20 protein-coding genes are annotated in these 25,453 nt (G+C 68.6%); 5 read left to right on the top strand and 15 right to left on the bottom strand.

All coding sequences use genetic code 11. The features are described 5' to 3' along the window. Positions 1-571: 571 nt before the first annotated feature. Both ABZY31_RS27785 and ABZY31_RS27780 read right to left on the bottom strand, forming a co-directional pair. Positions 572-1,111 carry a hypothetical protein gene (locus ABZY31_RS27785; protein ID WP_356415481.1) on the bottom strand — a complete coding sequence of 180 codons (540 nt, stop codon included), beginning with the start codon at positions 1,109-1,111 and terminating at the stop codon, positions 572-574. 607 nt (positions 1,112-1,718) lie between these two features. Continuing rightward, the gene (locus ABZY31_RS27780) at positions 1,719-1,928 is read right to left on the bottom strand and encodes an MbtH family protein (RefSeq protein WP_356415478.1); all 210 of its coding nucleotides are present in this window, start codon (positions 1,926-1,928) and stop codon (positions 1,719-1,721) included. A 294-nt stretch (positions 1,929-2,222) separates the two neighbouring features. Here ABZY31_RS27780 and ABZY31_RS27775 point away from each other — a divergent pair, with 294 nt between their 5' ends. Beyond that, positions 2,223-3,023 carry an alpha/beta fold hydrolase gene (locus ABZY31_RS27775; RefSeq protein ID WP_356415475.1) on the top strand — a complete coding sequence of 267 codons (801 nt, stop codon included), beginning with the start codon at positions 2,223-2,225 and terminating at the stop codon, positions 3,021-3,023. 75 nt (positions 3,024-3,098) lie between these two features. Beyond that, on the top strand, positions 3,099-4,982 hold the full coding sequence (locus tag ABZY31_RS27770; RefSeq protein WP_356415472.1) for an ABC transporter ATP-binding protein: 1,884 nt from the start codon (positions 3,099-3,101) through the stop codon (positions 4,980-4,982). A gap of 187 nt (positions 4,983-5,169) precedes the next feature. Here ABZY31_RS27770 and dpgD read toward each other — a convergent pair whose 3' ends face one another. The 12 genes from dpgD to ABZY31_RS27710 all read right to left on the bottom strand — a co-directional run bounded on the left by dpgD (position 5,170) and on the right by ABZY31_RS27710 (position 18,662). Further along, positions 5,170-5,979: an enoyl-CoA-hydratase DpgD gene (gene dpgD / locus ABZY31_RS27765; protein ID WP_356415469.1), complete on the bottom strand. Its 810-nt coding sequence runs from the start codon at positions 5,977-5,979 to the stop codon at positions 5,170-5,172. Beyond that, a complete protein-coding gene (dpgC, locus tag ABZY31_RS27760) occupies positions 5,976-7,274 on the bottom strand; it encodes a (3,5-dihydroxyphenyl)acetyl-CoA 1,2-dioxygenase DpgC (RefSeq protein ID WP_356415503.1) in 1,299 nt (432 codons plus the stop codon). Before dpgC ends, dpgD begins: the two co-directional genes overlap by 4 nt. A gap of 32 nt (positions 7,275-7,306) precedes the next feature. After that, entirely contained in the window at positions 7,307-8,014 is a 708-nt protein-coding gene (gene dpgB, locus ABZY31_RS27755) for an enoyl-CoA-hydratase DpgB (protein ID WP_356415466.1), read from the bottom strand. Between the two features lie 11 nt (positions 8,015-8,025). After that, positions 8,026-9,177: a 3,5-dihydroxyphenylacetyl-CoA synthase DpgA gene (gene dpgA, locus ABZY31_RS27750; RefSeq protein WP_356415463.1), complete on the bottom strand. Its 1,152-nt coding sequence runs from the start codon at positions 9,175-9,177 to the stop codon at positions 8,026-8,028. Between the two features lie 110 nt (positions 9,178-9,287). Next, a complete protein-coding gene (gene ddaH, locus ABZY31_RS27745; RefSeq protein WP_356415460.1) occupies positions 9,288-10,127 on the bottom strand; it encodes a dimethylargininase in 840 nt (279 codons plus the stop codon). Positions 10,128-10,243: 116 nt separating this feature from the next. Then, on the bottom strand, positions 10,244-10,456 hold the full coding sequence (locus ABZY31_RS27740) for an MbtH family protein (RefSeq protein ID WP_356415457.1): 213 nt from the start codon (positions 10,454-10,456) through the stop codon (positions 10,244-10,246). Next, complete coding sequence (locus tag ABZY31_RS27735) at positions 10,453-12,933, bottom strand: aminotransferase class I/II-fold pyridoxal phosphate-dependent enzyme (RefSeq protein WP_356415454.1); 2,481 nt, start codon at positions 12,931-12,933, stop codon at positions 10,453-10,455. Before ABZY31_RS27735 ends, ABZY31_RS27740 begins: the two co-directional genes overlap by 4 nt. After that, positions 12,930-13,955 carry a 4-hydroxyphenylpyruvate dioxygenase gene (gene hppD / locus ABZY31_RS27730; RefSeq protein WP_356415452.1) on the bottom strand — a complete coding sequence of 342 codons (1,026 nt, stop codon included), beginning with the start codon at positions 13,953-13,955 and terminating at the stop codon, positions 12,930-12,932. The genes ABZY31_RS27735 and hppD overlap by 4 nt, the downstream gene beginning before the upstream one ends. A gap of 140 nt (positions 13,956-14,095) precedes the next feature. Next, complete coding sequence (locus ABZY31_RS27725) at positions 14,096-15,679, bottom strand: MBL fold metallo-hydrolase (RefSeq protein WP_356415449.1); 1,584 nt, start codon at positions 15,677-15,679, stop codon at positions 14,096-14,098. Between the two features lie 324 nt (positions 15,680-16,003). Continuing rightward, positions 16,004-16,492, bottom strand: coding sequence for a YbaK/EbsC family protein (locus ABZY31_RS27720; RefSeq protein ID WP_356415446.1), 489 nt, complete (start codon positions 16,490-16,492; stop codon positions 16,004-16,006). A 410-nt stretch (positions 16,493-16,902) separates the two neighbouring features. Further along, positions 16,903-17,757, bottom strand: coding sequence for an ABC transporter permease (locus tag ABZY31_RS27715; RefSeq protein ID WP_356415444.1), 855 nt, complete (start codon positions 17,755-17,757; stop codon positions 16,903-16,905). Beyond that, entirely contained in the window at positions 17,754-18,662 is a 909-nt protein-coding gene (locus ABZY31_RS27710; RefSeq protein ID WP_356415441.1) for an ABC transporter ATP-binding protein, read from the bottom strand. Before ABZY31_RS27710 ends, ABZY31_RS27715 begins: the two co-directional genes overlap by 4 nt. Positions 18,663-18,795: 133 nt before the next feature. Between ABZY31_RS27710 and ABZY31_RS27705 the strand changes: the two genes are divergently transcribed. The 3 genes from ABZY31_RS27705 to ABZY31_RS27695 all read left to right on the top strand — a co-directional run bounded on the left by ABZY31_RS27705 (position 18,796) and on the right by ABZY31_RS27695 (position 21,802). Next, positions 18,796-19,992, top strand: coding sequence for a sensor histidine kinase (locus tag ABZY31_RS27705; protein WP_356415438.1), 1,197 nt, complete (start codon positions 18,796-18,798; stop codon positions 19,990-19,992). Further along, positions 19,989-20,648: a response regulator transcription factor gene (locus ABZY31_RS27700; RefSeq protein ID WP_356415435.1), complete on the top strand. Its 660-nt coding sequence runs from the start codon at positions 19,989-19,991 to the stop codon at positions 20,646-20,648. Before ABZY31_RS27705 ends, ABZY31_RS27700 begins: the two co-directional genes overlap by 4 nt. 140 nt (positions 20,649-20,788) lie before the next feature. Next, positions 20,789-21,802 (top strand): pyridoxal-phosphate dependent enzyme, encoded by a 1,014-nt coding sequence (locus tag ABZY31_RS27695; protein WP_356415432.1) that lies wholly within the window; start codon positions 20,789-20,791, stop codon positions 21,800-21,802. A 141-nt stretch (positions 21,803-21,943) separates the two neighbouring features. Here ABZY31_RS27695 and ABZY31_RS27690 read toward each other — a convergent pair. Beyond that, positions 21,944-25,453, bottom strand: a 3,510-nt coding sequence (locus ABZY31_RS27690) for an amino acid adenylation domain-containing protein (RefSeq protein WP_356415429.1), incomplete at its 5' end; no start/stop codon positions are given.

Genomic DNA, 25,453 nt, shown 5'->3' with positions numbered 1-25,453 from the left:
AGTTACTCCGACTGGGTTAACAGCATGCCCATCCCGGACCAAACCAAGTGGACTGACATCTTGACGATTCAAACTCATCCCCCGTTGGATGTAAGAATCTATATTTCCCGAGAATCATAAGATCAAAAGGACTCGCGGGTTGATATGATCATACGAAGTCGACCGATGTGTGCGGCCAGGCCGATAGAGGGCATGCCAAAGGCCCCTCTCTCATCGACCCCGCACGACCTCCAACCCCGAGCGTCACACCTGCAACAGCACGTCTCATACTGGCTGTTGGAGCCGGGGCTGTCGAGCGACGCGGTCAAGTCTGGCCGAAATCGAGTCGATCTTGAGGGGTGACGCCCCGCAGACACAGACCATCGCCACTGCCGCCCGTGTTCAACTGCTGCGCTACGCCGTTTGAACCTTCCGCCAACTCAGTCGGGTGGGCGATTCCTCACGTACGCGCAGGTCCGGCTCAACTCGGCAGGTTCGCGCCATAGTGCCGGTGCCGCGCACATGCAGGGTCGCCAGCCAGCCGTCAAAATTCCGGGCGTCTCTACGTTCGCCCTCAGGGCGGCGTCCCGATTTAACTCCGCGGCAAGGGCCTGGCGGTGAACAAATGGAATCGAGGGCCTTCAGTCACGTGGGTAACAGGCTCCCAGCCGTTCTTCTGCCAACGGTACATGCTGTAACCAAGACTGACGGTGAGGCTACGGATCAGGCTGCCTCGGGCAGCGTCACACCTCACGAAATGAGCGTCGTCTATTTCCAGCAGGATCGAGGGGCGATCGCGCAGCAGGGTATGGAAAGCCCCGACGAGCGCGGCCTCGAGGTCCTCCGAGCCGAGCTTTATGAAGTTGACCTTTGTCAGCCCCACCTGCCGGCACAGGTTGTCGATGGTGCCGGGCCGCTGCCGCCCGTCTCCGGAGACCATGGCGTGCAGGGTGACGTTGCCGCAACCGAGCAAGATCGTCCCACGGGTCAGCCGGCCGATCGGTCGGAGCCGATGCTCGATGCTGTGGACCTGTCCGGTCGGCCCTGCGAGCACGGCCAGGGCCCGGGTGTACCGACCGTGCTTGGCGCGGACATCCAGACAAACGTCACCCGAGCCCACCAGTCCGGACAAGCCGACCAATTCCTGTACCGCCCATAGCCCCCCCAGACAGGAAGCCCACCGCAGAGCGGCTGCCGCAGATCTGAGGCGAATGCCAGGCCGTCGGCCGTTGTCTTCGTCGGGACGGTTCTGCCTGCCCGGGTGCGGCGAGCTGTGACCCATCGACCACCTTCCGAAAATGCGCTGCTCCGGTATGACGGCCGCGGTGATCGAAGATGCCCCGCGGCAGACTGATGCGCGCACGAGCCTAGGGGCCATGACTACGGCGGCGCATCAGCCCACGGGTGACATCGGATGACCTCCGGGCGTACCTCTTTGTCATCCTGAGGTGTACTCATGAACGAGGAGCGCAGCACGTGTCAGGTGGTGTCGTGGCTGGTCAACCGCTGGCCATGCGCCTGATGTGCCTCGGATCGGTGCGGTGACGTGGTGGCATTTCCGTGGTGGCCCGGCTCGGCTCGAGGATGCCCAACCTGCGGCCTGGTCGCAAGGTGCGCGGAGGACGGCAGCCGAAGCGTCCCCGCCGACGGCGGGAGTGGACAACTCCACTGTCTGAAGGCGAAACCACGCGCAGCCGACACGCCCTTGAGGCGGTCGGCTGCGCGCGCTGCGGAAGCGCCTACTTTCCCATCGCCGCTATCAGGCTCTTGGGGCGCATGTCGGTCCACGACTTCTCGATGTAGTCGAGGCAGTCCTGGCGCGCGGCCTCGCCGAACACCGACTGCCAGCCCTCGGGCACGTCGACGAAGACCGGCCAGAGGGAGTGCTGGCCCTCGTCGTTGACCAGGACCAGGTAGTTGGCGTCGGGGTCGTCGAACGGATTCGTCACCACGTCGTCCTTTCTCGGGGGCATGATGTGGACCGCTCGGCCCAACCGGACCCACTATGGCCCAGGCCTCTGCGGACAAGTCAACCACCGGCCAGGAGTGCTGGCTTCTCCGCGTTCAACTGTGCCGACGCGTCAGTTGGACAGCCTGTTCCGCGCGCCACCGACTCCTTGATCAGCGTGCCGCGACGGTGCGAAGGTGAGGCTCGGGTAGTGCCGTATCTCGGCCGGAACACCCCCCTCCTTCCAGCATCGGGAGACACCCTTGTCCACGACGACCGTCAGCGAGGGTGCGCCATGCCCTTCGTGAAGACCAACGGAATCCAGCTGTCCTACCAACGCGCCGGCCGCGGCCAGCCGGTACTGCTCATCATGGGATCGGGCGCGGCGGGCCATGTCTGGACCCTGCACCAGACGCCCGCGCTCCATCAGGCCGGGTACGAGACGATCGTGTTCGACAACCGGGGCATCGCGCCCTCGGACGCGCCCCCCGGCAAGTACTCGCTCGATGACATGGTGGCGGACACCCGAGGTCTGATCGAGGTGCTGGGCATCGGCCCGTGTCACGTCGTAGGGACCTCCATGGGCGCCATGGTTGCGCAGGAGCTGGCTCTTGAGGCGCCCCACCTGGTGCGGTCTGCGGTATTGATCGCCACCCGGGCGCGCTCGGATCTGGCCCGACAGGCGTTGTGGACGGCGGACCGGGCACTTCGGGACAGTGGGGTCGTGCTGCCCGCCAAGTACGCGGCCATCCGCCAGGTGCTCGAAATGCTGTCGCCCGCGACCCTGAACGACGATGGCGCCATTTCGACCTGGCTGGAGATCTTCGAGCTGACCGGTGGCGGCGCGGACGCGGACGGGCAGAGCTGGGTGGACCGGACCGGGGACCGCCGCGAGGCGCTGGGCCGGATGACGGTGCCGTGCCACGCCATCGGTTTCACCGATGACCTGATCTGTCCGCCCCACCTGGTTGCCGAGGTCGCCCACGCCATCCCGGACTGCGATTTCGTGGAAATCCCCCACTGCGGCCACCTCGGAAACCTGGAGCGTCCGGACGCGGTCAACACCGCGATCATCGAGTTTCTCGAAAAGAACTGACGGACCACCACGAGAGCGAGGCAGGTTTCCATGGCGCCAAAAGGCGGCCCGCCGCTGAGGCCATCCAGGCTGCGGATGGAGAAGAACGGGATCACCAACCAGCGGGTCAAGCCGGGTACGGTGCGGCGGATCCTGCCGTACGCCCTGCGCTACCCCTGGCATCTGACCCTGCTGCTGCTGACCACGATCGCCGACGCGGTGGCCACGGCGGCCAGTCCCCTGATCCTGAAGCTGATCATCGATGACGGCATCATGCCCGGACGCACCGGTGTCGTCGTGGGCCTGTGCGGGGTCGTGGCCGGGATAGCCGTGCTCAACGGGGGCGGCCTCTACGTCCAGGCCTGGTGCTCCGGCCGGATCGGCGAGGGCTTGGTCTTCGACCTGCGCACGAAGGTGTTCGCGCACGTACAGAACCAACCGCTGGCCTTCTTCACCCGTGCTCAGACGGGTTCCCTGGTCAGCAGGCTCAACGCTGACGTGGTGGGGGCCCGCCAAGCCCTGACCACCCTGCTCACCACAGCGGTGTCCACCGTCTTCACGCTGATCCTGATTCTCGCTGCGATGTTCTACCTCTCCTGGCAGGTGACCCTCGGCGCGCTGCTGATGATTCCGCTCTTCCTGCTGCCAGTGCGCCTGATCGCCGGCCGTCTGCAGCGGCTCACCCGGCAGACGATGAACCTGGACGCCGAGATGAGCTCCATGATGAACGAGCGGTTCAACGTCTCGGGCGCGATGCTCGTGAAGCTCTACGGCCGTGCCTCGCACGAGTCCAGCCTGTTCGCGAGCAAGGCAGGCCGGGTCCGCGACGTCGTTGTCATGCAGGTCGTCTACAGTCGGATCCTCTTCCTCATCACCTCCTTGCTCACCGCGCTCACCACCGCCCTCGTCTACGGTCTCGGCGGCAGCCTGACCATCGACGGCACCCTGCAGATCGGCACCCTGGTGGCCATGGTCACCCTGCTGATGCAGCTCTACGGGCCGATCAACCAGCTGTCGACACTTCAGGTGAACGCGATGACCGCGCTGGTCAGCTTCGACCGGGTATTCGAGGTGCTCGACCTGGAGCCGCTCATCAAGGAGCGGCCCGGGGCCCTGGAGCTGCCCCCGGCGGGGGACGGGGCCGAGGCACCGGCCGTCGAGTTCGAGCGGGTCTCCTTCCGCTATCCGAAGGCCGACGAGGTATCGCTCGCCTCGCTGGAGAGCATCGCGCACCGGCTGCCCGAGCGCGCGGACGAGACGTGGACGCTGGAGGCTCTGAGCTTCACCGCCCCGGCCGGTAAGCTGACCGCCCTGGTCGGCCCGTCCGGCGCCGGCAAGACCACCATCACCCAGCTGGTGCCCCGGCTCTACGACGCCAATGAGGGCACCGTACGAATCGGTGGTCACGACCTGCGGGATGTGACCCTGCAGTCGCTGCGCGACACCGTCGGCGTCGTCACCCAGGACGCGCACCTGTTCCATGACACGCTCCGCGCGAACCTGGAGTACGCGCGTCCCGGGGCGAGCGAACAGGAGCTGATCGAGGCCTGCCGGGCGGCGATGATCTGGGACTCGATCAGCAGCCTTCCGGACGGTCTTGACACCGTGGTCGGCGACCGCGGCTACCGGCTCTCCGGCGGTGAGAAGCAACGGATCGCCCTGGCCCGGCTGCTGCTCAAGGCCCCACCGGTCGTGGTCCTCGACGAGGCCACCGCACACCTGGACTCGGAGTCCGAGGCGGCCATTCAAGAGGCCCTGAAGTCCGCGCTGGCCGGGCGCACCTCGCTGGTGATCGCCCACCGACTGTCCACCATCCGCGAGGCCGATCAGATCCTGGTGGTGGAGGCCGGCCGGATCCGCGAGAGCGGGACCCACGAGGAACTGCTGGCCCTGGGGGGTCTGTACTCAGACCTCTACCATACGCAGTTCGCCGACCAGCGCCCCGCAGACGAAGCCGAACTGGTCACGGAACTGCGCTGAGCAGGGCGGGTCACCACCCGCGCGAACGCCGGGGGGCCGACTTCCAGTCGACTTCCCGGCGTTCGGTCCGGCCGCGACACTTCCCTGGCGAAGACGATCTGCAGGAACTGACAGACATGCGAAACGGATCCGCGGCGCCGCTCCTGATGAGCGGCGCCGCGGATCCGTTTCGGAGTGGGGTCGCAGGTCAGCGGCCCTTCCACACGGGCCCGCGTCCCTGCGCGAAGGCCCGCGGCCCCTCGATGGCGTCCTCGCTGCCACGGCGCCGTTGCTCCCAGCCGAACGGGGTGCTGAAGGCCGCCTCAAGCGGCATGTCGACCGAGCGCATCACTGCCTCCTTGATTGCCCGCACCGCTAGCGGCGCGCTGCGCAGCAACTCCTCGGTCCACTCGGCCACGCACGCGTCGAGCCTGTCGTGCGGAACGACCTCGTTGACCATCCCCCACCGCAGTGCATCGGCCGCGCTCATCCGCCGGCCCGTCAGCAGATGGCCGAGCGCCACCTTCAGCGGGACCTGCCGGGCCAGCCGGAAGGCGCCGCCGGCGCCCGGGACCAGGCCGAGCCGGGCCTCCGGCAGGGCGAAGACGGCCTGGTCGGAGGCGATGATGAGGTCACATGCGAGGGCGAGTTCGAAGCCTCCGCCGAGGGCGTACCCGTTGACCCGGGCGATGACGGGCTTGGAAAGGGTGAACCGCTCGGTCAGCCGGGGCCAGCCGGGCTGGCCCCGGCTGCCGAAGGTGGACCGCGGCACCCCCTGCTCATCGAGCCGGGCCCGCTCCTTGAGGTCCTGCCCGACGGTGAAGGAGCGTTCTCCCGCGCCGGTCAGGACCGCGACCCGGACCTTGTCATCGGCCTCCACATCGTCCCAGACCGCGGCGAGTTCCTCGTGCATCCGCAGGTCCATCGCGTTGAGCACCTCGGGCCTGTTGAGCGTCACGTGGGCTACGTGGTCCTTCTTCCGGTACAGCACGCGCTGCTCGTCCGCGTGGACCGTCACCTGTGCGCCTCCTTCTCCGCGGTGAACCGGCCGACCTTGTGGATCACATCGGAGCTGTACAGGCGTAGCGCCTGCTGGAGCGCGAACTCCGCCATGTAGCGGCGGAATTCGTACGCGGACTCCTCGGCGAGGTGGAGCATCCGCCGGTTGGCGACCACAGCCGGGCCACGCAGGCGCTCGACGCTCCGCTCGACGGCCTCGTCCAACGCATCGGCTTCGTGTACTTCGTCGACCAGCAGGCGGGCCTGCGGCTCGGTCGCCCAGATCCGGCGCCCCTCCAGGATGACCTGGCGTGACAGCCGGGTACCGGCCGCCCGGCTCAGCCTGAAATTGCCGGCGCCCGGGATGATGCCCTCCTTGGCGGCCGGGAGACTGAAGAAGGCGTCCGAGGCGGCGATCACGTGGTCGAAGACGAGAAGGAGCTGGGCACCACCGCCGATGGCGAAGGTGTCCACCACCGCGACCCAGGGCTTCTCGACGGTCCGTGGCCGCCAGGCGGCCCCGTCCTCGACCACGAGTCCCCGCAGGATCTTGTGGATGTAGCCGAGTTCCCGCCGCAGCAGGAAGTCGACCAGCGAGATGCCGCCGCCGTGCAGGGACTTGAGGTTGATGCCGGCACTGAAGACGCGCTTGCCGTGGTAGCGGGGATGGGTCATCTCGCCGCCGCGCAGCAGGGCCACCTCCACGGCCGGATCGAGCAGGGCGAGGTCGACCGCGGTTTCGATGTCCTCGATCTGCTGGTTGTCCTCAGCATTGAGACAGTCGTCTCGGCACATGGTCAGCCGCGCCACGCCGTCGGTGCGCTCCATGCGTACGGAGCCCAGATCCGCCCGGCCCGTGCGGGTGAATTCCGGCAGGATCGCCAGGGCCCGCGGGGTCGGACGCAGCATCGCGTCGAGCAGGTGAGGGCCGGCCAGCGGCGACCCCAGTACCTTCCCGAAGAAGATGCCCTGGTCGATCTCGCGCCCCTCCTTCCCGGCCTGCGCCCTGATCCCTTCCGTCTCCAGCTGGGAGGTGGTGGGCACCAGCCCGGGGAACGCTTCCGCGGCCGCCGAGGCCAGCTCGGCCACCCGCAGGTGGCGGGTACGTGCCTCGGTGAGCTCGTCGTAGACCGCGTCGACGTGCGTGTCCAGGAAGACGGCGCGCAGCGACCTGACGGAGTCGGTGGCCTCAGCGGCCGTCGCCCGTTGTTCCTGGGTACGGTGCTCCGGCGCGGGCAGAAGTCCCAGCACCTCTTCGGCGTGCACGGCAGCCGCGGTGAGCGCCGTGCGGGCACTGCCCAGGTCGGCCCGCACGGCCCGCAGGGTGTCCTGCGGGCCTGCGGCCGTCACGAAGCGGCTCCGACGGCCGCCCGGCGCAGCGCGCGGTCGCAAGCGGCGAGGTGGACTCCGAGCGCCTCCTCGAAGGTGGTGGTCGTGGCGTCCAGCATCAGCTGGCGCCGGATGGCCAGTTCGGTGCCGGTGACGGCGCCGGCCCGCTCCCCCGCCGTGGCCTGGGCGGCGGGCAGGTCCTGCACGAGTTCGTCGACCAGGTGGAGGGCGAGCGCATCGGCTGCGTCGACCGGGGTGCCGAAGAGCACCGCCCGGCGGATCGCGGCGGCGGCGACGCCGTGCTGGGCCAGCCGGTACAGCGCCATTCCCGGCCAGGTGGCCCCGTCGCCCACGGCTACGACCAGGCGCACCGTGTCGGTCGCGATGCGGTAGTCGGTGGCGAGCAGCGCCTCCAGGGCGAGTCCCCCGCAGTCGCCGTCGGCGACGGCGATGGTGGGTGCGGGCAGCCGCTCCAGGCGCCGCAGGGCCCGCTCCCACTTGCTGACCAGCGCCACGGTCAGGTCGCCCGGGGGCACCCCGTCGGGTATGCCGGACACGTGGACGATGACGCGGCTGCGGCCGGCGTGGTCCTCGGCCCGGTCACAGACCGCGCTCACCAGGGCGACGGACTCGGCCGACAGGCCCTTGCGCCCGTCGATCCGTAGGACGAGGCCTTCGCCGTCGATCCGTACGGCCGTGCTCTCAGCTTCGTTTTCGCTGTTCATCTGATTCTCCGTCACCATTGCACCAGCACGGTCTCGATGGTCGATCCAGGGCCCATGGTCATCAGGACGCCGTAGTCCCCTGCCCTGGTGGCGCCCTCCTGCATCAGCCGTTCGTAGGAAAACAGGAACGAGCCGCTGGACAGATTCCCGTAGTCCCGCAGTACTCCGGTGGTGTGCCGGACGTCGTGGCGGGTGAGGCCGAGATTGACCCGGACCGCGTCGATGACCTTCTTGCCGCCGGAGTGCACCAGCCACTGACTGATGGCGCTGCGACGCAGTCCGGCGCCGGCGAGCAGCCGGTCGACGACCTGCTCCGCGTTGGCCCCGACCACGTACGGGACGTGCGGATCGAGATAGAAGCTGAACTTGCCCTGCTCCTCGTCCCAGTCGTAGCGCATGGCCTCGATGGCGTCGGTGATCAGATGACTGGCGAAGCCCAGGATCTTCGGGCCTGCCGAGGCGGCCGGCGGGTCGGACGGGGTATGCGCGGCGTCCGGGCTTTCGGCGACGACGGCGATGGCGGCGGCGCCGTCACCGAAAAGGCTGTTGACCACTGCGGTGCGCATGGACCCGTCGATGACGTAGGCGGCGGAACAAGCTTCCGCACACAGCATGACGGCGACCTTGCCGGGGTTGGCCACGGCCCAGCTGGCGGTGGCGTTCAGGGCGTTCAGGCCCGCGTTGCAGCCCATGCCGACGACATCGACCCGGCTGGTTTTGGGCAGGATTCCCATCTCTCGGATCAGGTGCGCGCTCAGACCGGGGGTGAGGAAGCCGGTGGTGGTCGTGCAGCACAAGTAGTCGATGTCCGACAGCGCGAGGCCGGAGTTCTCCAGGCAGGCGCGCACGGCGCGTGCTCCCATGTCGAGGGCCAGCCTCTTGTGCTTGGCCAGGAGCTCGCCCTGTGCTTCGGGGAGGCAGGTGCCTTCCTCGTCCCGCGGTGGGATGGTCAGGTAGCGGCGTTCGATCGCGCTGTTGAGGAAGACCGAGCGGACCTTGGGGTCCGTGATCTTGAATATGTCGAGTAGTTCCCGCTGGGAGTAGGAGTGCCCGGAGTTGGCCGTGCCGATGCCCACGATCCGGGCGGCACCCGCGGATGGCTTCCACTCGGGAACCGCGGGGACGAGGAGATCGTTGGCCGGTGGACTCATGCTGGTGGTCATCGGAAGGTCCATCCCCACATACGGGTCTTGCTGCGGACAGGGCACACTGCAACGGACACGTCAGTCAGCCTTCCAGGTAGCCGGCAGGTGGTACCGGGGGGACGCACGGGTCAGTCCCGCAGTTCGAGCGTGCAGCACTTCACGCTGCCCCCCGCCTTGAGCAGTTCGGTCAGGTCCACACCGATCGGTTCGAAGCCGCGCGCCGCGAGCTCCTTCGCCAGGCGGGTGGCTACTTCCGGGAGCAGCACGTGGCGCCCGTCGGAAAGGGCGTTGAGGCCGAAGACGGCAGCGTCCTCGTCGGTGGCCAGGACGGCGTCCGGGAACAGCTCGCGCAGAACGGCCTGACTGCCTTCGGAGAAGGCGGCCGGGTAGTACATGACCTCGTCCTCGGAGAGCACCGACAGCGCGGTGTCCAGGTGGTAGTAGGACGGGTTGACCAGGCGCAGGCTGGTCACGGGCACTCCGAAGAACTCCTGGGCCTCGGCGTGCGAACGCGGGTCGGTCCGGAAGCCGGTGCCGGCCAGCAGGCGCCGGCCCACGGGGAGGTAGTCGCCTTCACCTTCGTTGATGTACTCCGGCCAGTGGGTCTCCTCGTAACCGTGCTGGCGGAACCAGTCCAGATACGCGGGGCCCTCGGCGGTGCGCTCCACGTGCCGGAACCGGGCGGCGAACACCTTCCCGTCCAACACGGTCGCGCCGTTGGCCGCGAAGACCATGTCGGGCAGCCCCGGGATCGGGTCGATCTCCCGGACGGTGTGGCCGAGGTCACGGTAGAGGTCGCGCAGGGTCTCCCACTGGCTGAGGGCGAGTGCGCCGTCAACCGGCTTCTCCGGGTGCATCCAGGGGTTGATGGAATAGCGGACGTCGTAGAACGCGGGGCGGCACATCAGGAATTGGCGCGGGATCGCGGTTCGGCGCCGGCCGGACTGTGCGGAGACTCGGTCGGTCATAGGTGCTTCTCCTCACGCTGATCGGGGGACCAGCGGGTGGCTCGATACGAACGGCCGTTTCCGCGTGGTCGCGAAAACGGCCGCCGTGTGGTGCTGCCGGTGCCGTGCGGCTCCGGTCAGTTCTGTGCCATGGCCTCGATGAGGCTCTTGGGGCGCATGTCGGTCCAGGTCTTCTCGATGTAGTCGAGACAGTCCTGGCGGGCGGCCTCGCCGTGGACCTTCTGCCAGCCTTCGGGCACGTCGACGAAGACGGGCCAGAGGGAGTGCTGACCCTCGTCATTGACCAGGACCACGTAGTTGGCGTCGGGGTCGTCGAATGGGTTCGTCATCGAATCGTCCTTTCTGAGGTGACAGTTGGTCCGGCCTGGGCCGCCTGCACTCTGATGAAGGCGGCCAGCCTCTTGATTCCGTCGGAGATCTCGGAATCGGTGAGGGAGCTGACGGACAGCCGCATGCCCTGCTCTCCGCCGCCCTGGGGGTAGAAGTAGGACATCGGTGTCCAGACGACACCGAATTCCTTCGCCGACCTCACCAGTGCGGTGTTGTCGGCGTGGAACGGCACAGTGACCGACAGGAAGAATCCCCCGCTGGGCTCGTTCCAGCGGATCCCGAGTTCCTCTCTTTCGCCGGCCGGGAAGTTCTCGTCCAGCTGCTGCAGCGTCACCTGCATCGCGTGTCCGTAGTAGGCGGCCGTCTCGGTGTTGAGCTGCGATGTGCGCCCGTCCGCGGCGAGCAGCATGCCCGCCACGACGGCCTGGCTCACCGCCGATGTGTTCACCGTGATCATGCTCTTGATCTTGGTGAGCTCATCCGCCAGCAGGCCGACGGTTCCGGAGCTGTCGGTCACCGGCTGGTCGGCGACCGCGTAGCCCACCCGGGCGCCGGGGAAGAGAGTCTTGGAGAAGGAGCCCAGCTGTACGACCCGGTGTTCGCGGTCGAGTGATTTGAGGGTGGGCAGCTGCCGCCCCGGACTGACCATCCGGTAGGGGCTGTCCTCCAGCAGGAGGATGTCGTGGCGGGCCGCGAGTTCGAGCAGCTCGTGCCGGGTCTCCAGGGGCATGGTGGTACCCGAGGGGTTCGAGTGGTCGGGGATCACGTAGAAGGCGCGGGGGCGCCGTCCCCGTGCCCGTTCGGCGATGATCGCCGCCTCCAGGTCGGCGCAGCGGAATCCCTGCTCGCGCTCCGCGACCGCGGTCAGCTCGACGTCCAGCAGGCGGGCCGCGCCGGTGATCCCCACGTAGCAGGGGCTGGAGACAAGCAGCACGTCGTCGGGGCCGGAGATGAGCGCCCGCACAGCCAGGAACATCGCCTCCTGGCAGCCGACGGTGACCACGATCGACTCCGGGGGCACGTCGACGCCCTCGTCCTTGCGCAGCGAGTCCGCGATCAGCTCTTTGATGTGGCCGCTGGTCGGGCCGTACTGGAAGAGCATGGAGCGGATACGGCTGGGCGTGGCCCCGCCTGTCTCCAGGTGGTCGAGGTAGCGGCGCAGATGGTCGAAGATCTGACCGGTGTCGAAGAAGCCGTCGTACGGACGGCCGGGCGCGAACGAGATCGCCTCGGGGAACCGGTGGGTGATCTCGTTGAGGAAGTTCATCGTGTCCAGCACCGGATCACGCAGGCTGGCGTGCAGTTCCTCCCTGCGCAGCGGCCCGCTGGGGTGCGGGGCCGGGCTCCGGGGAGCGGTCCGTACGGCCGGCTCCGCATACGGCTGCGGGGTGACCGTGTGAGACTGCACCAGTTCTGGTCCGGCGTCGGCTACCAAACGCGTACCCGTCAGCATCATCGCCTCGGTCAGTCCGTCGGTGATGATGTCCAGCACGCGTGCCACGCCCTGCTCCTGGCCCAGCGCCAGGCCGTCCAGTACAGGTCGGCCGAGGAGCGCTGCGTCCGCGCCGAGCGCAAGGGCGGCCAGTACGTCCGAGCCGCGCCGGATCCCTCCGTCGACGAGGACCGGGCAGGCGCCTGCGACGGCCGTCGCGATCTCGGGCAGCACCTCGAGGGTCGACGGAGCACCGTCCAGCTGCCTGCCGCCGTGGTTGGACACCACGATGCCGTCGACACCGGCCTCAATGGCCGCTCGTGCGTCGTCGGCTGTGAGTATGCCCTTGACCAGCACGGGAAGCGAACTGACGGACCCCAGCCATTCGATCACGGACCAGTCCAGGCAGGCATCGAACTCGGCCAGCGCGTGGGCGCTGGGCGAGGAGAATCCTCCGCCGACGAGGTTGGCCGGCTCGATGCCCGGCGGCAGCCTGAAGTTGTTGCGCAGGTCGCGCGTCCGCCGACCCAGCCGTGGAGCATCCACCGTCAGGACGAGCGCCTCGAATCCGGCCTCTTCGGCGCGTTCGATCAGCGCGCGCGTGGTTGCGCGGTCGCGGAAACAGTACACCTGGAGCCAGAGGGGGCTTGAGGCCGCAGCGGCGATGTCCTCGAAGGTGCGGCCCGCGAAGGTGCTGACGATCAGGGGGACTGCGGCCCCGCCGGCAGCGCGGGCGGTGGCGACCTCACCCAGCGGGTCGGCCAGTGTGTGATAGGCCATCGGTGCGATGGCGACCGGCGCACCCCAGGTCCGGCCGAGGATCTTGGTCTCGATGTCGGGCAGACCGAAGCCGGCCAAGACGCGTGGCCGCAGTTTTATCCGGTCGAAGGCCTCTAGATTGGCCGCGAGCGTCCGTTCATCGCCTGCGCCGCCCGCCAAGAAGTCCCAGACTGCGGGGGCCATGCGACGGCGAGCCAGGTCGGCGCAGTCTGCAAGGGTGTGGAACGTGTCCGTCACGGCAGTGAGGGGTTCGTTTCCGGTCATCGGGCGGCCAGCCGGTCACGCTCTACCGCTTCGTACAGGGCGCGGATGTTGGCGCTGCCGAACCCACGGGAGCCGTTGCGCTGGATGAGTTCGAAGAACAGGGTGTTGCGCTCGAACGGCGACCGGCTGAAGAGCTGGAGCAGATGACCCCACTCGTCGCGATCGGCCAGCACCTGGGCCTCCCGCAGCTGTTCGATCTCCATCCGCAGGCCGGCGAACCGCTGGGCCAGCAGGTCGTAGTAGCCGTCCGGGGTGCTCAGGAATTCCACACCGCGGCCACGGAACTCGTGGACCGCGGGGATGATCTCCTCGACGAGGAAGGCGATGTGCTGCACGCCAGGACCGGCGTTACGGGTCAGGAAGCCGTCGAGCTGGCCCGGTTCCTTGTCCGGGTCCGGTGCGACCAGGGTGAAGGTGACACGGTCTGATGCACTGCGGACGACTATGGAGTCCATGGCCTGACCACCGACGGCCACGTATTCGGCCGACAGGCGGGAGAAACCGAAGGCCTCCTCGTAGAAGTCCGCGTGCGCGGCGAGGGTGCCCCCTTCGAGGCAGACCGCGATGTGGTCCAGGGCCTGGATCAGGCGCTCGGCCCCAGCTGACGTGCCGGGCGAGGGGGTCCACCGGCGGCCTGCGGGCAGCACCGTTCCCGGGTGCTCCGCGGTCTGCGGCAGCAGGGTGTGCGTGACGTCACCGAAGGCGGTCACGGCCGGGCCCTGTCGTAGGGAACCAACGGGTTTGGCGCCGGCTGCGATCGCCGAGTCTCGGCTGGCCGCGACATCATCACAGGTCAGCGCGATGTCGGCGATGCCCTCCCCGTGGTCTTCCAGAAACCTCCAGGTTCCTGGTCCTGACGTGACGACCACCTGGGTGGTGCCCTGCCGCAGCAGAACGGAGCTACGGTCGACCTCAACCGAGTCCGCGACCCGAGTGAAGCCCATGGCTGACTCGAAATATTCGGCCATAGCCAATTTGTCCCGGGTGTACAACTCGACGAACGCTATGTCCTGAACAGCCATGGAGTACCTCCTGAGGATGGCCAAGAGACGGTCGGTGCCTGTCGGCCGGGCCCGCCGCACAGGGGGGACACGCCTGCCGCCCGTTCTTCGCGACTTCCGTGCACCGCCCTGGGCGACGCGCCCGTACCGCTAAGCGGCGCCTACCAGCGCCACTCCTGCTGCTTGAAGAGGTGGCCGGCCTTGATGCCGCGGTCGGCACACCACTTCATGAACTCCTCGATCTGCTTGATCTGGTAGGTGTCCTCGTGGTAGGTGGTGGCCATGACGTGGCCGAGCCAGTCTTCCTCGCCCATGGCATAGACGTACGCTTCCGTGGCGCCCAGCTCGGTCATGATCGCGGCGGCCTGCTCGGCGTTGGAGCCGGACAGCTTGCGCGAGTTGCTCATCTTCTTGGTGACCGGGATGGTGAGCAGGGCCTGGTAGAGCCAGGTCAGGGGGGCGCCGTCACACTCCATACCGAGGAAGGCGATGTCGGCGGTGCCCAGGTGCTGCTTGATGTAGCGGTAGAGCGAGGGCTCGATACCCGAGGAATCTGCGCCGATGAAGACCTTCTTGCCAGCCAGCTCGGCCCAGTAGGTCGACTTGGCGCGAATGTCGAGGTCGCAGTGCTCGCCGAGGAAGGGGGTGGCGGTGATCTTGCCCCCGGGGAACTCGACTTCGTCGAAGTCATCGACCTCGATCACGTTGAAGCCCTGGTGGCGCAGCATCAGTGCCATCGAGGGGTCGGCCAGGTTTCCGCGCGAGGAGCGGGGGACCACGATCGCCCCGAGGCGGCCGCGCAGCTGGAGCAGCGTCTCCAGGACGATGTGGTCCTGGTGGCCGTGGGTGATGAGGACCAGGTCGATGTAGTCCGGCAGGTCGTCCAGGGTGTAGCGGTCACCGGCTGTGCTGTCCGCGCTGATGAACGGGTCGGTGACGATCGCGGCCTCGGGCGTCTGCAGTACGAGGCAGGCGTGGCCGAAGTAGCGGATGCGGCCGCCGCCCTCGATGTGACGGTCCTCGGCCAGGCTCGGACGATCAGTCAGCATGGTGCGAACCTGGGCGGCCTGGGCGTCGTTCAGTTCCAGCGCCTCGCGCAGGTGGGCCAGCGTGGTGGGATTGACCCGGGACTTGAACAGCTCGGCCAGGCCCTCGTGACGGAACGGGATGTTCAGTTCCAGCACGTCCGCCGAGGGAAGGCGCGGCGTGCTCAGGATGAACGGACGCTCGATGCCGGTCTCGAAGGAGAGCTGCACCGACTGGCGCGCCTCCTGGTAGACGTTGCTCTTGTAGACGACGGGCTCCATGAAGCGCATCTGCGCCTGGTTGTCGGTGTCGTAGGCCAGCTCGACCAGACCGCCCAGCTCCGGCGGGAGCTTCGGGTACAGCGGGGTCAGGTCGAAGCCGGTGGCGTTGGCGCGCAGCAGCTCCTGGCCGGCGGCGATCGCCTCCGCGAAGCGCAGCATGTCGGCCCGGTCCCGCTTGATGGCGGCCAGCAGGTCACGCACCTCGTCGGCGCGCTCCTCGGGGATGTTGATGAAATAGCCGCCACGAAGTTCGGGGTTGTTGCTGGCGGCGATGTGGACCTGCGGTGACTGCAGGTACGACTCGAGCAGGGGAACCTGGAGGAATGCCAGATTCATCGCCGCCTGTACCGGCGCAATGGTGTACGGCCAGGCGAAAAACCTGTCCACCAGCGGCTCGATAATAACTTTGGACCGCAGAAACAGCTGCTCTTCAGACATCTGCGCCCTCCCTCCAGGAGAAATGGAAACAATGGACCGATCCGGGGCACGCACGTGTGCCCGTAGCCCTTTTCAGGGCAGCAGATGGTGGAGAAACAAAGAGCCACAGCGAATGGCAAGGCCCTGAAGTTCGAGGCGCCGACGACAACGCCGGCCTCCCGAAGGAGGATGGCCCGGAGACATGTGTTTGATCAATACTCCCCGCGCCTCGCGGCCGTGCACAGGGCGACGGCCGGCGGCCGAGCTGTACTGCTCTTGTTCAACTGCTTTGACGCGACAGTTGAACACTGGTGGGCCGGGCGGCGGCTCCGCCCGCCCACACCATCAGGCGGCTATCGGCGCGACGGCCGGCCTGGCGAGAGCCAGGTAGTCCGAGACGGCGAGCGCAAGGGACAGGTCGAGCCGTCCCGCGTTGAAATAGATCTCATCGTTGGCCAGCAACCCCTCGTCGACGAGCAGCTCCAGCTCGGGCGAGAACGCGAACGGGGTGATGGAACCACTGACGCTGCCGGCCAGCCGTTCGGCGACCTCTCGGGCCGCGAACGCGGCCTCGCGACCGCCGTAGCGGTCGGCCAGCGCGTCCAGGTCCACCTGACGGTCACCGGGGACCACCGCGAGCACGTAACGCCGGGCACGCTTGCCGAGGGCGACCCGGACCACCATGCATTTGGCGGCCTGTTCCAGCGGGTGCCTGCGCAGGAGGCTCGCCGCGGCGGTACGGCCCTCGGGTTCGTGCGGAATCATCCGGTAGGACGCGGAGCTCGCCTCCAGCAGGTCGATCAGCTTCCCCAGGACGTCGCGGCCGTCAGGCATCCGCTGATTCCGGGAGATGGGGGACGGCGGACCGGGAGTGGAGCGGTCGGCAGGCCATGGCGCCTCGCAATCAGGAGGAGGGATACCTGGAGCCGGGGTGGCCCCAGGAGGCACGGCGCGGGATCGGTCCGCCTGCTCGCGCCCGTGCGCGTACGGCTCATGGGGTACGCGGAGATCTTGAGGTGCCCCCATAGTGACCGTGCGGTCAGCTCGCCGTCACGTGGACAGCCCGCTCAACACCCGTCCCCCGGTGGCCGCTCCCGACGCCTGCACCGTTGGTGCCGGAACCCGTCAACGCAAGTACCCCCCTGCGGCCGACGCTCGGCGCCGACAGCAAGGGGGTACTGGTGGTGACCTCTGGAAGTCGATGACACCCTGTCGTGTCTGTTCGGCCCGCCGGGGCCGTGCCCTCACACGTCGCGGCGGGAGGGGACCACCACGGTGAGCACGGCGGCGATCAGCGCCCATACGGCGTAGACGATCCATGCTCCGGCGACAGTCGTCGGGTAGGCGTACTGGGCCCAAGTGATGTTGTCCCCCTCCATCAGGTGCGTCCACGCGTAATGGGGCGTGGCGTGACCCAAGAGGGCCGTCCAGTAGTGGTCGCCACTGAGGCTGATCGGCAGCATCAGCAGGATGGCGACGCTGGTGACGATGGTGGTCGCGCTGTGCCTGATGATCGCGCCCAGGCCCATCCCGACCAGTGCCGACACCGGTGCGAGGAGCGCGGCGCCGGCCATGGCCCGCAGCGCGCCGGGGTCGGTGATCGACATTCCGGCATGCCGCCCCGACAGGATCGCCTGGGTCAGGAAGAAGGACGCTCCCGCGGACAGCGCGCCGTATCCCGTGGTGACCACCGTGACGACGATCACTTTGGCCACCATGACAGAGCGGCGGACGGGTACGGCCGCAAAGGTCGTACGGATCAACCCCGTGCTGTACTCGCTGGTCACGGTGAGCGCGCCGATGGCACTGATGGCCAAGATCACCCCGTTGCCGGCGAAATTGGTGAACGCGTCGCGCAGGGCCCAGCTCGGGATGAACTCGGCCCTCGTCTCCTCGCTGTAGCCCGGCCAGTTGCTGTAGTCGGCGTACGCCGCGTTCACGTTGAAGAGGACGATGACCACCGCGGCGGCCACGAAGGCCCATACCGTCGAACGCAGCGACCACAGCTTGATCCACTCGGCGGAGACAAGGTCGCGGAACCGGGCGCGGGGCTCGTCGATCGAGACGTTGACCGGCGCGTCCAGCGTTGTGGTGCTCATCGGTGCTCTCCTGCGAGGTATTCGACGCTGTCAGCGGTCAGTTCCATGAAGGCGTCTTCCAATGTGGCGTTCCGGGTGGTCAGTTCATGCAGCAGCACGCGGTGGTTGAAGGCCAACTCGCCGACCTGGGCGGCCGTGAGGCCGGTCACCGTGAGCAGCGTGCCATCCGCCTGCACGGTCGCGCCCTGGGCGCTCAGCACAGCGGTGAGCGCGGCCGGGTCGGGGGTGTCCACCGCCACGCTCAGCCGGGTACCGCGGGCGGCGAACTCCGCGAGGGTCTCGTCGGCGATCAGCTCGCCTCGGCCGATGACGATGAGGTGGTCGGCCGTGGCCTCCATCTCGCTCATCAGGTGGCTGGAGACGAACACGGTTCGGCCTTCGGCGGCAAGCCTGCGGAACAGGCCGCGGACCCACATCACGCCCTCCGGGTCCAAGCCGTTGAGCGGCTCGTCGAAGAGCATGACCGGCGGGTCGCCGAGCAAGGCGGTGGCGATACCGAGGCGCTGGCGCATACCGAGCGAGTACCCGCCGATCCGGCGGCCCGCGGCGGCGGTCAGGCCGACCTCTCCCAGAACCTCGTCCACCCGGCTGCGTGGAATGCGGTTGCTCACGGCCAGCGCGGTCAGATGGGATCGCGCGCTCCGCCCGCCGTGGACGTCCCCCGCGTCAAGGAGGGCGCCGACGTGGCGCATCCCGCGCGGGAGATCGCGGAACGACCGGCCGTTGATGGTGACGCTGCCGCTGCTCGGCTCGTTCAGTCCCAGGATCATCCGCAGCGTGGTGCTCTTGCCCGCGCCGTTGGGGCCGAGGAAGCCGGTGACGTGGCCGGGCCGCACGGTGAAGGTCAGCCCGTTGACGGCGGTGGTACCGCCGTAACGCTTCGTTAGTCCGTTCACTTCGATCATGTTCCGATGGTTCCGCAATCCGCCCCCCGAGCACATCGGACGGGCGGCTGACCTTGTCCTCCGGCACTGTCGACCGCGGGTGTACACCCGTGGTTCGACGTCCCCTCAGAGGTCGGCGGATACCATCGTGTCCATGTCCGCCACGCCACCTCTTCCGCTGCTGAAACGCCTGTCACCGGAAGCCTGGACGGCTCTGACCTGGTGCGCGGCCACGGCGTACTCGATCCTCGTGCACGTCAGGCTCCCGGGTGGGCAGGACCCGATGAGCCCCGGCTCCAGCCCCCTGCGCTACACGCTCGTCATCGCCGCGGCCACCGTCATGGCGCTGCTCGCCTGCGCGCTGATGCGCCACCGGCCCCTGTCGGCCCTGGCGCTACTGCTGGGCGGTTCGGTCGCTGCCTCGACGACGCTGAGCGTGCTGGACATCCCGCTGGCCCAGTTCGTGGCCTTCGACGTCGCGCTCGGCTGCATCACCGCGACCCAGCCGCGCCGCACGGGTCGCGCCGCGGCCGGATGGGCCCTCGGCATGATGTCCTGCTACTTGCTCACCCGGCTGCTGCTCGGGGCGAGCCTCGGCGCCTCTGCCGTACTCGTCATGGTGCTGGCCTCCGTCGTCGCCTGGCTGATCGGGCGTTCGGTACGCGAGGACCGCCGGCATGCCCAGGCACTGCGCACCCAGCTGACCACCCAGGCGGTCACCGCGGAACGACTGCGTATCGCCCGCGAGCTGCACGACATGGTCGCGCACAGCATCGGCATCATCGCCCTGCAAGCCGGTGCGGCGAGCCGGGTCATCGATACCCAGCCGACCACCGCCCGTGCCGCATTGCAGGCGATCGAGGCCGCCGGCCGGGAGACCCTGTCGGGCCTGCGCCGGATGCTCGGCGCCCTGCGTCAGGCGCAGCCGGGGGAGCAGGCGGAGACGGCACCGCTCGATCCGGCGCCCGGCCTCGCGGACATCGACCGGCTGGCGGAACGGACAACGAAAGCCGGGGTACGGGTCGATGTCCGCTGGTGCGGCCAGCGGCGGCAACTTCCCCCGGAAATCGACATGTCCGCCTACCGGATCATCCAGGAGGCGGTCACCAACGTGGTGCGTCACGCCGCGGCGGGCTCCTGCCAAGTGTCCATCGACTGTCAGGACGACGAGCTCTCCATCGAGGTCCTGGACAGCGGGCCCGGCCGCAGCAACAGCTCGGGCTCCGGTTACGGACTCATCGGCATGCGCGAGCGAGTCGACTTACTGCACGGGGACTTCCGTGCAGAACCACGCCCAGAAGGCGGCTTCCGGGTCGCTGCCCGCCTCCCCGTACCGTCAGGAATCTCATGACCATCCGTGTTCTGCTCGCCGACGACCAGCCGCTCATCCGGGCCGCCCTGCAGATGGTCATCACCGACTCCCCCGACATCGAGGTAGTGGCGGAGGCCAGCACCGGCATCGAGGCGGTCGAACTCGCCGTGAGTGCCGACCCCGACGTGGTGATGATGGACATCCGCATGCCCGGTATGGACGGCATCGAGGCCACACGGCAGGTCATCGCTGGGCCCAGCAGGGCGCAAGTCATCGTGCTGACCACCTTCGACGACGACGACTACGTCTACGGGGCGCTACGTGCCGGCGCATCGGGGTTCCTCGTCAAGGACATGGCGGTGGACGACATCCTCTCGGCGATCCGGGTGGTAGCTGCGGGGGACGCGCTGATTGCTCCGAGCATCACTCGCCGCCTGATCAAGCGCTTCTCCGTGGGCACCACGGCGGCGCCCAGGAAGCGGCGGGAACTGACCGCCATCACCGACCGGGAACGCGAGGTGCTCAGCCTCGTCGGCACCGGCCTGTCCAACAGCGAGATCGCCGCCCGCCTGTTCATCAGCATCGCGACGGCCAAGACGTACGTGACCCGGCTGCTATCGAAGCTGGAGGCCCGCGACCGGGTCCAGCTGGTCATCATCGCCTACGAAAGCGGCCTGGTGGAGCTCCCGAGCTGAGCGGCCAACCCCTTTGTCTTTGAAGGAATTACCACTTCCAGCTCGGACATCGGTGCGAACATTCCGCTGGGAGAACCTCCATGCCAGGATGACGGGCATGTCTGCGGCATTCGCAGATTCGCCCTCATAAGGAGCCCTCAGTGGGTCATGCATGGACGCGGGAAGAATTGGCCATTTCGCCGGGCAACGAGATTCCGCAACTCACCAGCATGGACATCGATCGTGCCGCGGACCGCCTGGCGGGTCGGGTATGGCGGACCCCTGTAGTTCGCTCCGACCATTTGGACGCTCTGTCGGGCGCCCGTTTGTGGCTCAAGGCCGAGAACCTCCAGCGCGGGGGATCGTTCAAGGTACGCGGCGCGCTCCTCGCGGTCGGGCGACTGGCCTCAGAGGGCAGCCGCGGGGTCATCGCTCAGAGCACCGGGAACCACGCCATCGCCGTGGCGCTGGCCGCCCGCGAGCACCGGCTCCCGGCCGTGCTGGTCCTGCCCTCCGACGCGGCACCGATCAAGGTCAGGCGCATTCGCGACAGCGGAGGCGTGGTGGTGCTCGCAGGTACGGTGCTCGCCGAACGTGAGGCGGTGGTCGAGGAGCTGCGCGAGCTGCACGGCCTGGACGTAGTAGACCCCTACCAGGACCCCGATGTGGTTGCCGGTCAGGGCACTGCCACCGCGGAGCTGATCAAGCAGGTGGCCGCGGAAGGCGTGAGCCTGGATTCCGTGGTGGTGCCGATCGGTGGCGGGAGCGCGATCGCGGGCGCCTGCCTGGCGGCCTCCGGGCAGGGCCTGACGGTGGTTGGGGCGGAGCCCGCGTCGGTACCGGCGTTCGGCGCCGCTCTTCGCGCGGGGCAGCCGGTGACAGTGTCCGCGCTCGAAACCATCGCCGATGGACTGCGGCCCGACCGGATTGGCAGTCTGCCCTTCCACCTGGCGCGTCGGAGCGTATCCACCGTGATCACGGTCGAGGAATCTGCCATAGCCGATGCGCTGCGCGTCGCCTTCCTGCACGCCCGGCTGGTGATCGAGCCCGCGGCGGCCACCGCTCTGGCCGCCGCGCTGCAGTACTCCGCCGGCCGTGGCACTGATGTCGGGGTACTGCTGAGCGGCGGCAATGTCGAACCGAGCCTCATATCGGCCGTCCTGGATCCGGTCTGAGCCTTCCGCGCACGCATAGGGTGGTCGCCCCGAGGGGTGGCCACCCTTTTTCGCGCGCCTGCTGCCCTGCCGCATCCGGCATGAACGCGGCGGGGCGGCCCAACGGCACGAAGCCGTCGGACCGCCCCCGCGGTCGGTGGATCAGCCTTCCAGGCCGAGCCACTCCGAGATCGCTTCCCACACTCCGGCCAGGCTCTCGGGCTTGGCCAGCTCGTGGTGTGCGCACTTCATACCGGTCTCCACGATTTCACCCGTCACGTACGGCTTCCAGGACGCCCCGGCGGCGAAGTCCTCGGACTTGCCCTCCTCCGCCACGATCAGCAGCGCGTTGCCGTCGAACCGTCCGTGCTCGTGCTCCCGCTGGATCACACGGTGGTTGAGGACGATCCGCGCGATGGTCCGGTACTCCTCGTCGGTCGTCGCGCCGAGCGTGTCGCCGGCCTGCTGCCGTACGAATTCAGTGAGCCGCTCCAGGCGGGTCTCCTCGTCGTCCGGCTCGGGCTCGGCGGCCTCGTCCCGGTGGGCGGACTCGCCGTCCGCGTCGGTCGAAGGCTCCGGGTCCGGCTCCCACGGGTACTGGTCGAGGATCACCAGCGCCGCGACCTCCTCGCCGGCGTCCTGCAGCTGGACCGCCATCTCGTGCGCCGCGACGCCGCCGAAGGACCAGCCGAGCAGGTGGTACGGACCGTGCGGCTGTACGGAGCGGATCTGCTGGACGTAGTCCGCAGCCATCTCCCGGACGGAGCCGACCAGTTCGGTCGTGCCGTCCAGACCGCGGTCCTGGATCCCGTACAGCGGGAAGTCGGCCGGAGCGAACCGGGCCAGCGGCATGTAGCACCAGCTCAGGCCGCCCGCCGGGTGGATCGCGAAGAACGGCGGCCTGGCGCCCTCGGCCCGGATCGGCAGCAGCACGTCGAGTGCGTCGCGGACCGACGACAGGCTCATCCGCTTCATCAGCTCGGTCACCGTCGGGGCAGCGAACAGGTCGCGGACCGCAACAGACACGCCGCGCTCCCGCAGCCGGTCCACGAGCCGGACGGCGAGCAGGGAGTGCCCGCCCAGCGCGAAGAAGTCGTCGTCCACGCCGACCGTCTCCACGCCGAGCACCTCGGCGAACGCCTCGCACAGCCCCTCCTCGAAGGAGGTGACCGCACGGCTGCGCGGCTCCTCCCCCGCCGTGCTGTCGGGAGCGGGCAGCGCCTTGCGGTCCAGCTTGCTGTTCGGCATCAGGGGCAGTTTCTCGATCACGACCACCGCCGAGGGCACCATGTACGCCGGCAGGCGGTCCTGTACCAGCGCTCGCACCGCCTGGCCGAGCCCGTCGAGCTGCTCGGTCGCCGCGTCCCGCTCCGGCACCACATAGGCGATCAGCCGCTTGTCACCGGGGGTGTCCTCCCGTACCAGCACCACGGCCTGGGCCACCGAGGCGTGCGCGGACACGACCGCCTCGATCTCGCCCAGCTCGACGCGGAACCCGCGCACCTTCACCTGGTCGTCGGAGCGGCCCACGTACTGCAGGTCGCCGTCCGCGGTCCAGCGCACCACGTCCCCGGTGCGGTAGACCCGCTCGCCCGGGGCGAACGGTGAGGCTACGAACCGGCCTGCCGTCAGAGCGGGCCGTCCGAGGTACCCGCGTGCCATGCCCTGACCTGCGATGTACAGCTCGCCGGCGACGCCCGTCGGCACCGGGGCCAGCCGCTCGTCCAGCACGTACACCTGGGTGTTGCCGATCGGGACGCCGATCGACGACGCGTCGGCCGAGTCCCCGCTGAGCTCCTTGGCGGTCGACCAGACCGTGGTCTCGGTCGGGCCGTAGAGGTTCGTCAGGGTCGGCGTCTTGGCGAGCAGGATGCGGGCCAGGTCGCTGGGGAGGGCCTCCGCACCGATCAACGCCCGCACCTTCGTCCAGTCCACCTCGTCGCCGGTGTCGGCTGCCAGCCCACGCCACAGGCTCGGGGTGGCGTGCACCATGGTCACCCCGGCGGAGCGGATCAGCTCCCGCAGCGCCCACGGGTCGAGCACCTGCTCCTGCGCGGCGAGCAGCAGTCGCGCACCGTTGACCAACGGCAGGTAGAACTCGAAGCCGGCCATGTCGCAGCCGTGCGTGCTGACGGCGAGCAGCCGGTCGTCCGCGCTCAGAGGGAACCGGTCCTGCATCGACTCCAGGAAGTTGACGATCGCCCGGTGCTCCACGAGGACACCCTTGGGCCGGCCGGTGGAACCGGATGTGTAGATCACCCACATCGGGTGCTCGGGCAGCAGGGCCCGGGTCCGCTCGCTCTGGGCCACGACGCCGTCCGGGAAACCGGCCAGCTCATCGGCCACCACCGGGTCGTCGAGGAGTACGACCGGTACGGAAGTCTGCTCCGCGCTCCCCACCTCGAACTCGCTCAGCCGGTCGCGCATGCCCTCGCAGGACAGCAGACAGACCGCGCCCGAGTCCGCGATCACATAGGCGATCCGGTCCGCCGGGTAGTTGGGGTCGATCGGCAGGTATCCGGCCCCGGCCTTGATCACGCCGAGCAGCCCCACGACGAGGTCGACGGTGCGCTCGAAGACGACCGCGACGATCGACTCCGGCCCGACGCCGCGCCCGATCAGGTATCGCGCCAGGCGGTTCGCCCTCGCGTCCAACTCGGCGTACGTCAGCTGCACGTCACCGAAGGTGAGCGCGACCTCGTCGGGCGTACGGGCGACCTGGGCCTCGAACAGCTCCACCACCGTCGTGTGCGGCACCTCGAGGGGGGTGTCGTTCCACTCGGTGAGCATCCGCCGGCGCTCGTCCTCGTCCAGGACGTCCACCGCGCTGACCCGGACTCTCGGCTCCGCGGAGACCGTGGCGAGTACTTGTACGAGGCGCTCGGCCATCCGGGTGACCGAGGCCGGGTCGAACAGGTCCGCCGCGGCGGTCATCGCGCCGTGCATCCCGGCGGGCGCGCCGTCGCCGTCGAGGAGCTCGACCATGTTCACATCCAGGTCGAACTTCACGATCGAGGTGCCCGCCGGGTCGCCGGCCGGCGCTGCTCCGGGGCCCCGGCCGATGCTGAGACCCGGCATGTCGAGCACCGCCTGGGCGGTGTTCTCGAGCAGCAGCATCACCTGGAAGAGCGGGTGGCGGGCCATCGAGCGGGCCGGGGACAGCTCCTCGACGAGCTTCTCGAAGGGTACGTCGGGGTGGGCGAACGCACCCAGACCGGCCTCCCGGACCCGCGCGAGCACGTCCTGGAAGGTGGGGTCGCCGGACAGGTCGGTGCGCAGTACGAAGGTGTTGACGAAGTAGCCGACGAGGTCGTCCAGCGCCTCGTCCGTACGGCCGGCGTTCGCGGCGCCGATGGGGATGTCGGTGCCCGCACCGAGCCTGGACAGAAGTACGGCCAGACCGGCCTGGAGGACCATGAACATGGTCACCCCCTCGGCACGGGCGACCTCTCGGAGCTGCGCGTGCACGCCGGCGGGAATCACCAGCGGCACCCGGTGACCCCGGTGGCTGGCTATGGCCGGGCGGGTCCGGTCGAAGGGCAGTTCCAGCTCTTCGGGCAGGCCGGTAAGCGTCTCGCGCCAGTAGGCGACCTGGCGGGCGGCCAGACTGTCGGGATCCTCGCTGTCACCGAGTACTTCGCGCTGCCACAGCGCGTAGTCGGCGTACTGGAC

The organism is Streptomyces sp. NPDC006529, from assembly GCF_040611795.1.
Taxonomy (GTDB): Bacteria; Actinomycetota; Actinomycetes; order Streptomycetales; family Streptomycetaceae; genus Streptomyces.
Note: the sequence above shows the minus strand (reverse complement) of the source record. Positions and strands in the feature narration are given on the sequence as shown.

Coding starts and splice junctions, on each gene's coding strand:
- ABZY31_RS27715 (WP_356415444.1), bottom strand. CDS start 17,757: ATGAGCACCACAACGCTGGACGCGCCGGTCAACGTCTCGATCGACGAG.
- ABZY31_RS27725 (WP_356415449.1), bottom strand. CDS start 15,679: ATGTCTGAAGAGCAGCTGTTTCTGCGGTCCAAAGTTATTATCGAGCCG.
- ABZY31_RS27710 (WP_356415441.1), bottom strand. CDS start 18,662: ATGATCGAAGTGAACGGACTAACGAAGCGTTACGGCGGTACCACCGCC.
- hppD (WP_356415452.1), bottom strand. CDS start 13,955: ATGGCTGTTCAGGACATAGCGTTCGTCGAGTTGTACACCCGGGACAAA.
- ABZY31_RS27740 (WP_356415457.1), bottom strand. CDS start 10,456: ATGACGAACCCATTCGACGACCCCGACGCCAACTACGTGGTCCTGGTC.
- ABZY31_RS27700 (WP_356415435.1), top strand. CDS start 19,989: ATGACCATCCGTGTTCTGCTCGCCGACGACCAGCCGCTCATCCGGGCC.
- dpgB (WP_356415466.1), bottom strand. CDS start 8,014: ATGAACAGCGAAAACGAAGCTGAGAGCACGGCCGTACGGATCGACGGC.
- ABZY31_RS27770 (WP_356415472.1), top strand. CDS start 3,099: ATGGAGAAGAACGGGATCACCAACCAGCGGGTCAAGCCGGGTACGGTG.
- dpgA (WP_356415463.1), bottom strand. CDS start 9,177: ATGACCACCAGCATGAGTCCACCGGCCAACGATCTCCTCGTCCCCGCG.
- ddaH (WP_356415460.1), bottom strand. CDS start 10,127: ATGACCGACCGAGTCTCCGCACAGTCCGGCCGGCGCCGAACCGCGATC.
- ABZY31_RS27775 (WP_356415475.1), top strand. CDS start 2,223: ATGCCCTTCGTGAAGACCAACGGAATCCAGCTGTCCTACCAACGCGCC.
- ABZY31_RS27735 (WP_356415454.1), bottom strand. CDS start 12,933: ATGACCGGAAACGAACCCCTCACTGCCGTGACGGACACGTTCCACACC.
- ABZY31_RS27705 (WP_356415438.1), top strand. CDS start 18,796: ATGTCCGCCACGCCACCTCTTCCGCTGCTGAAACGCCTGTCACCGGAA.
- ABZY31_RS27720 (WP_356415446.1), bottom strand. CDS start 16,492: ATGCCTGACGGCCGCGACGTCCTGGGGAAGCTGATCGACCTGCTGGAG.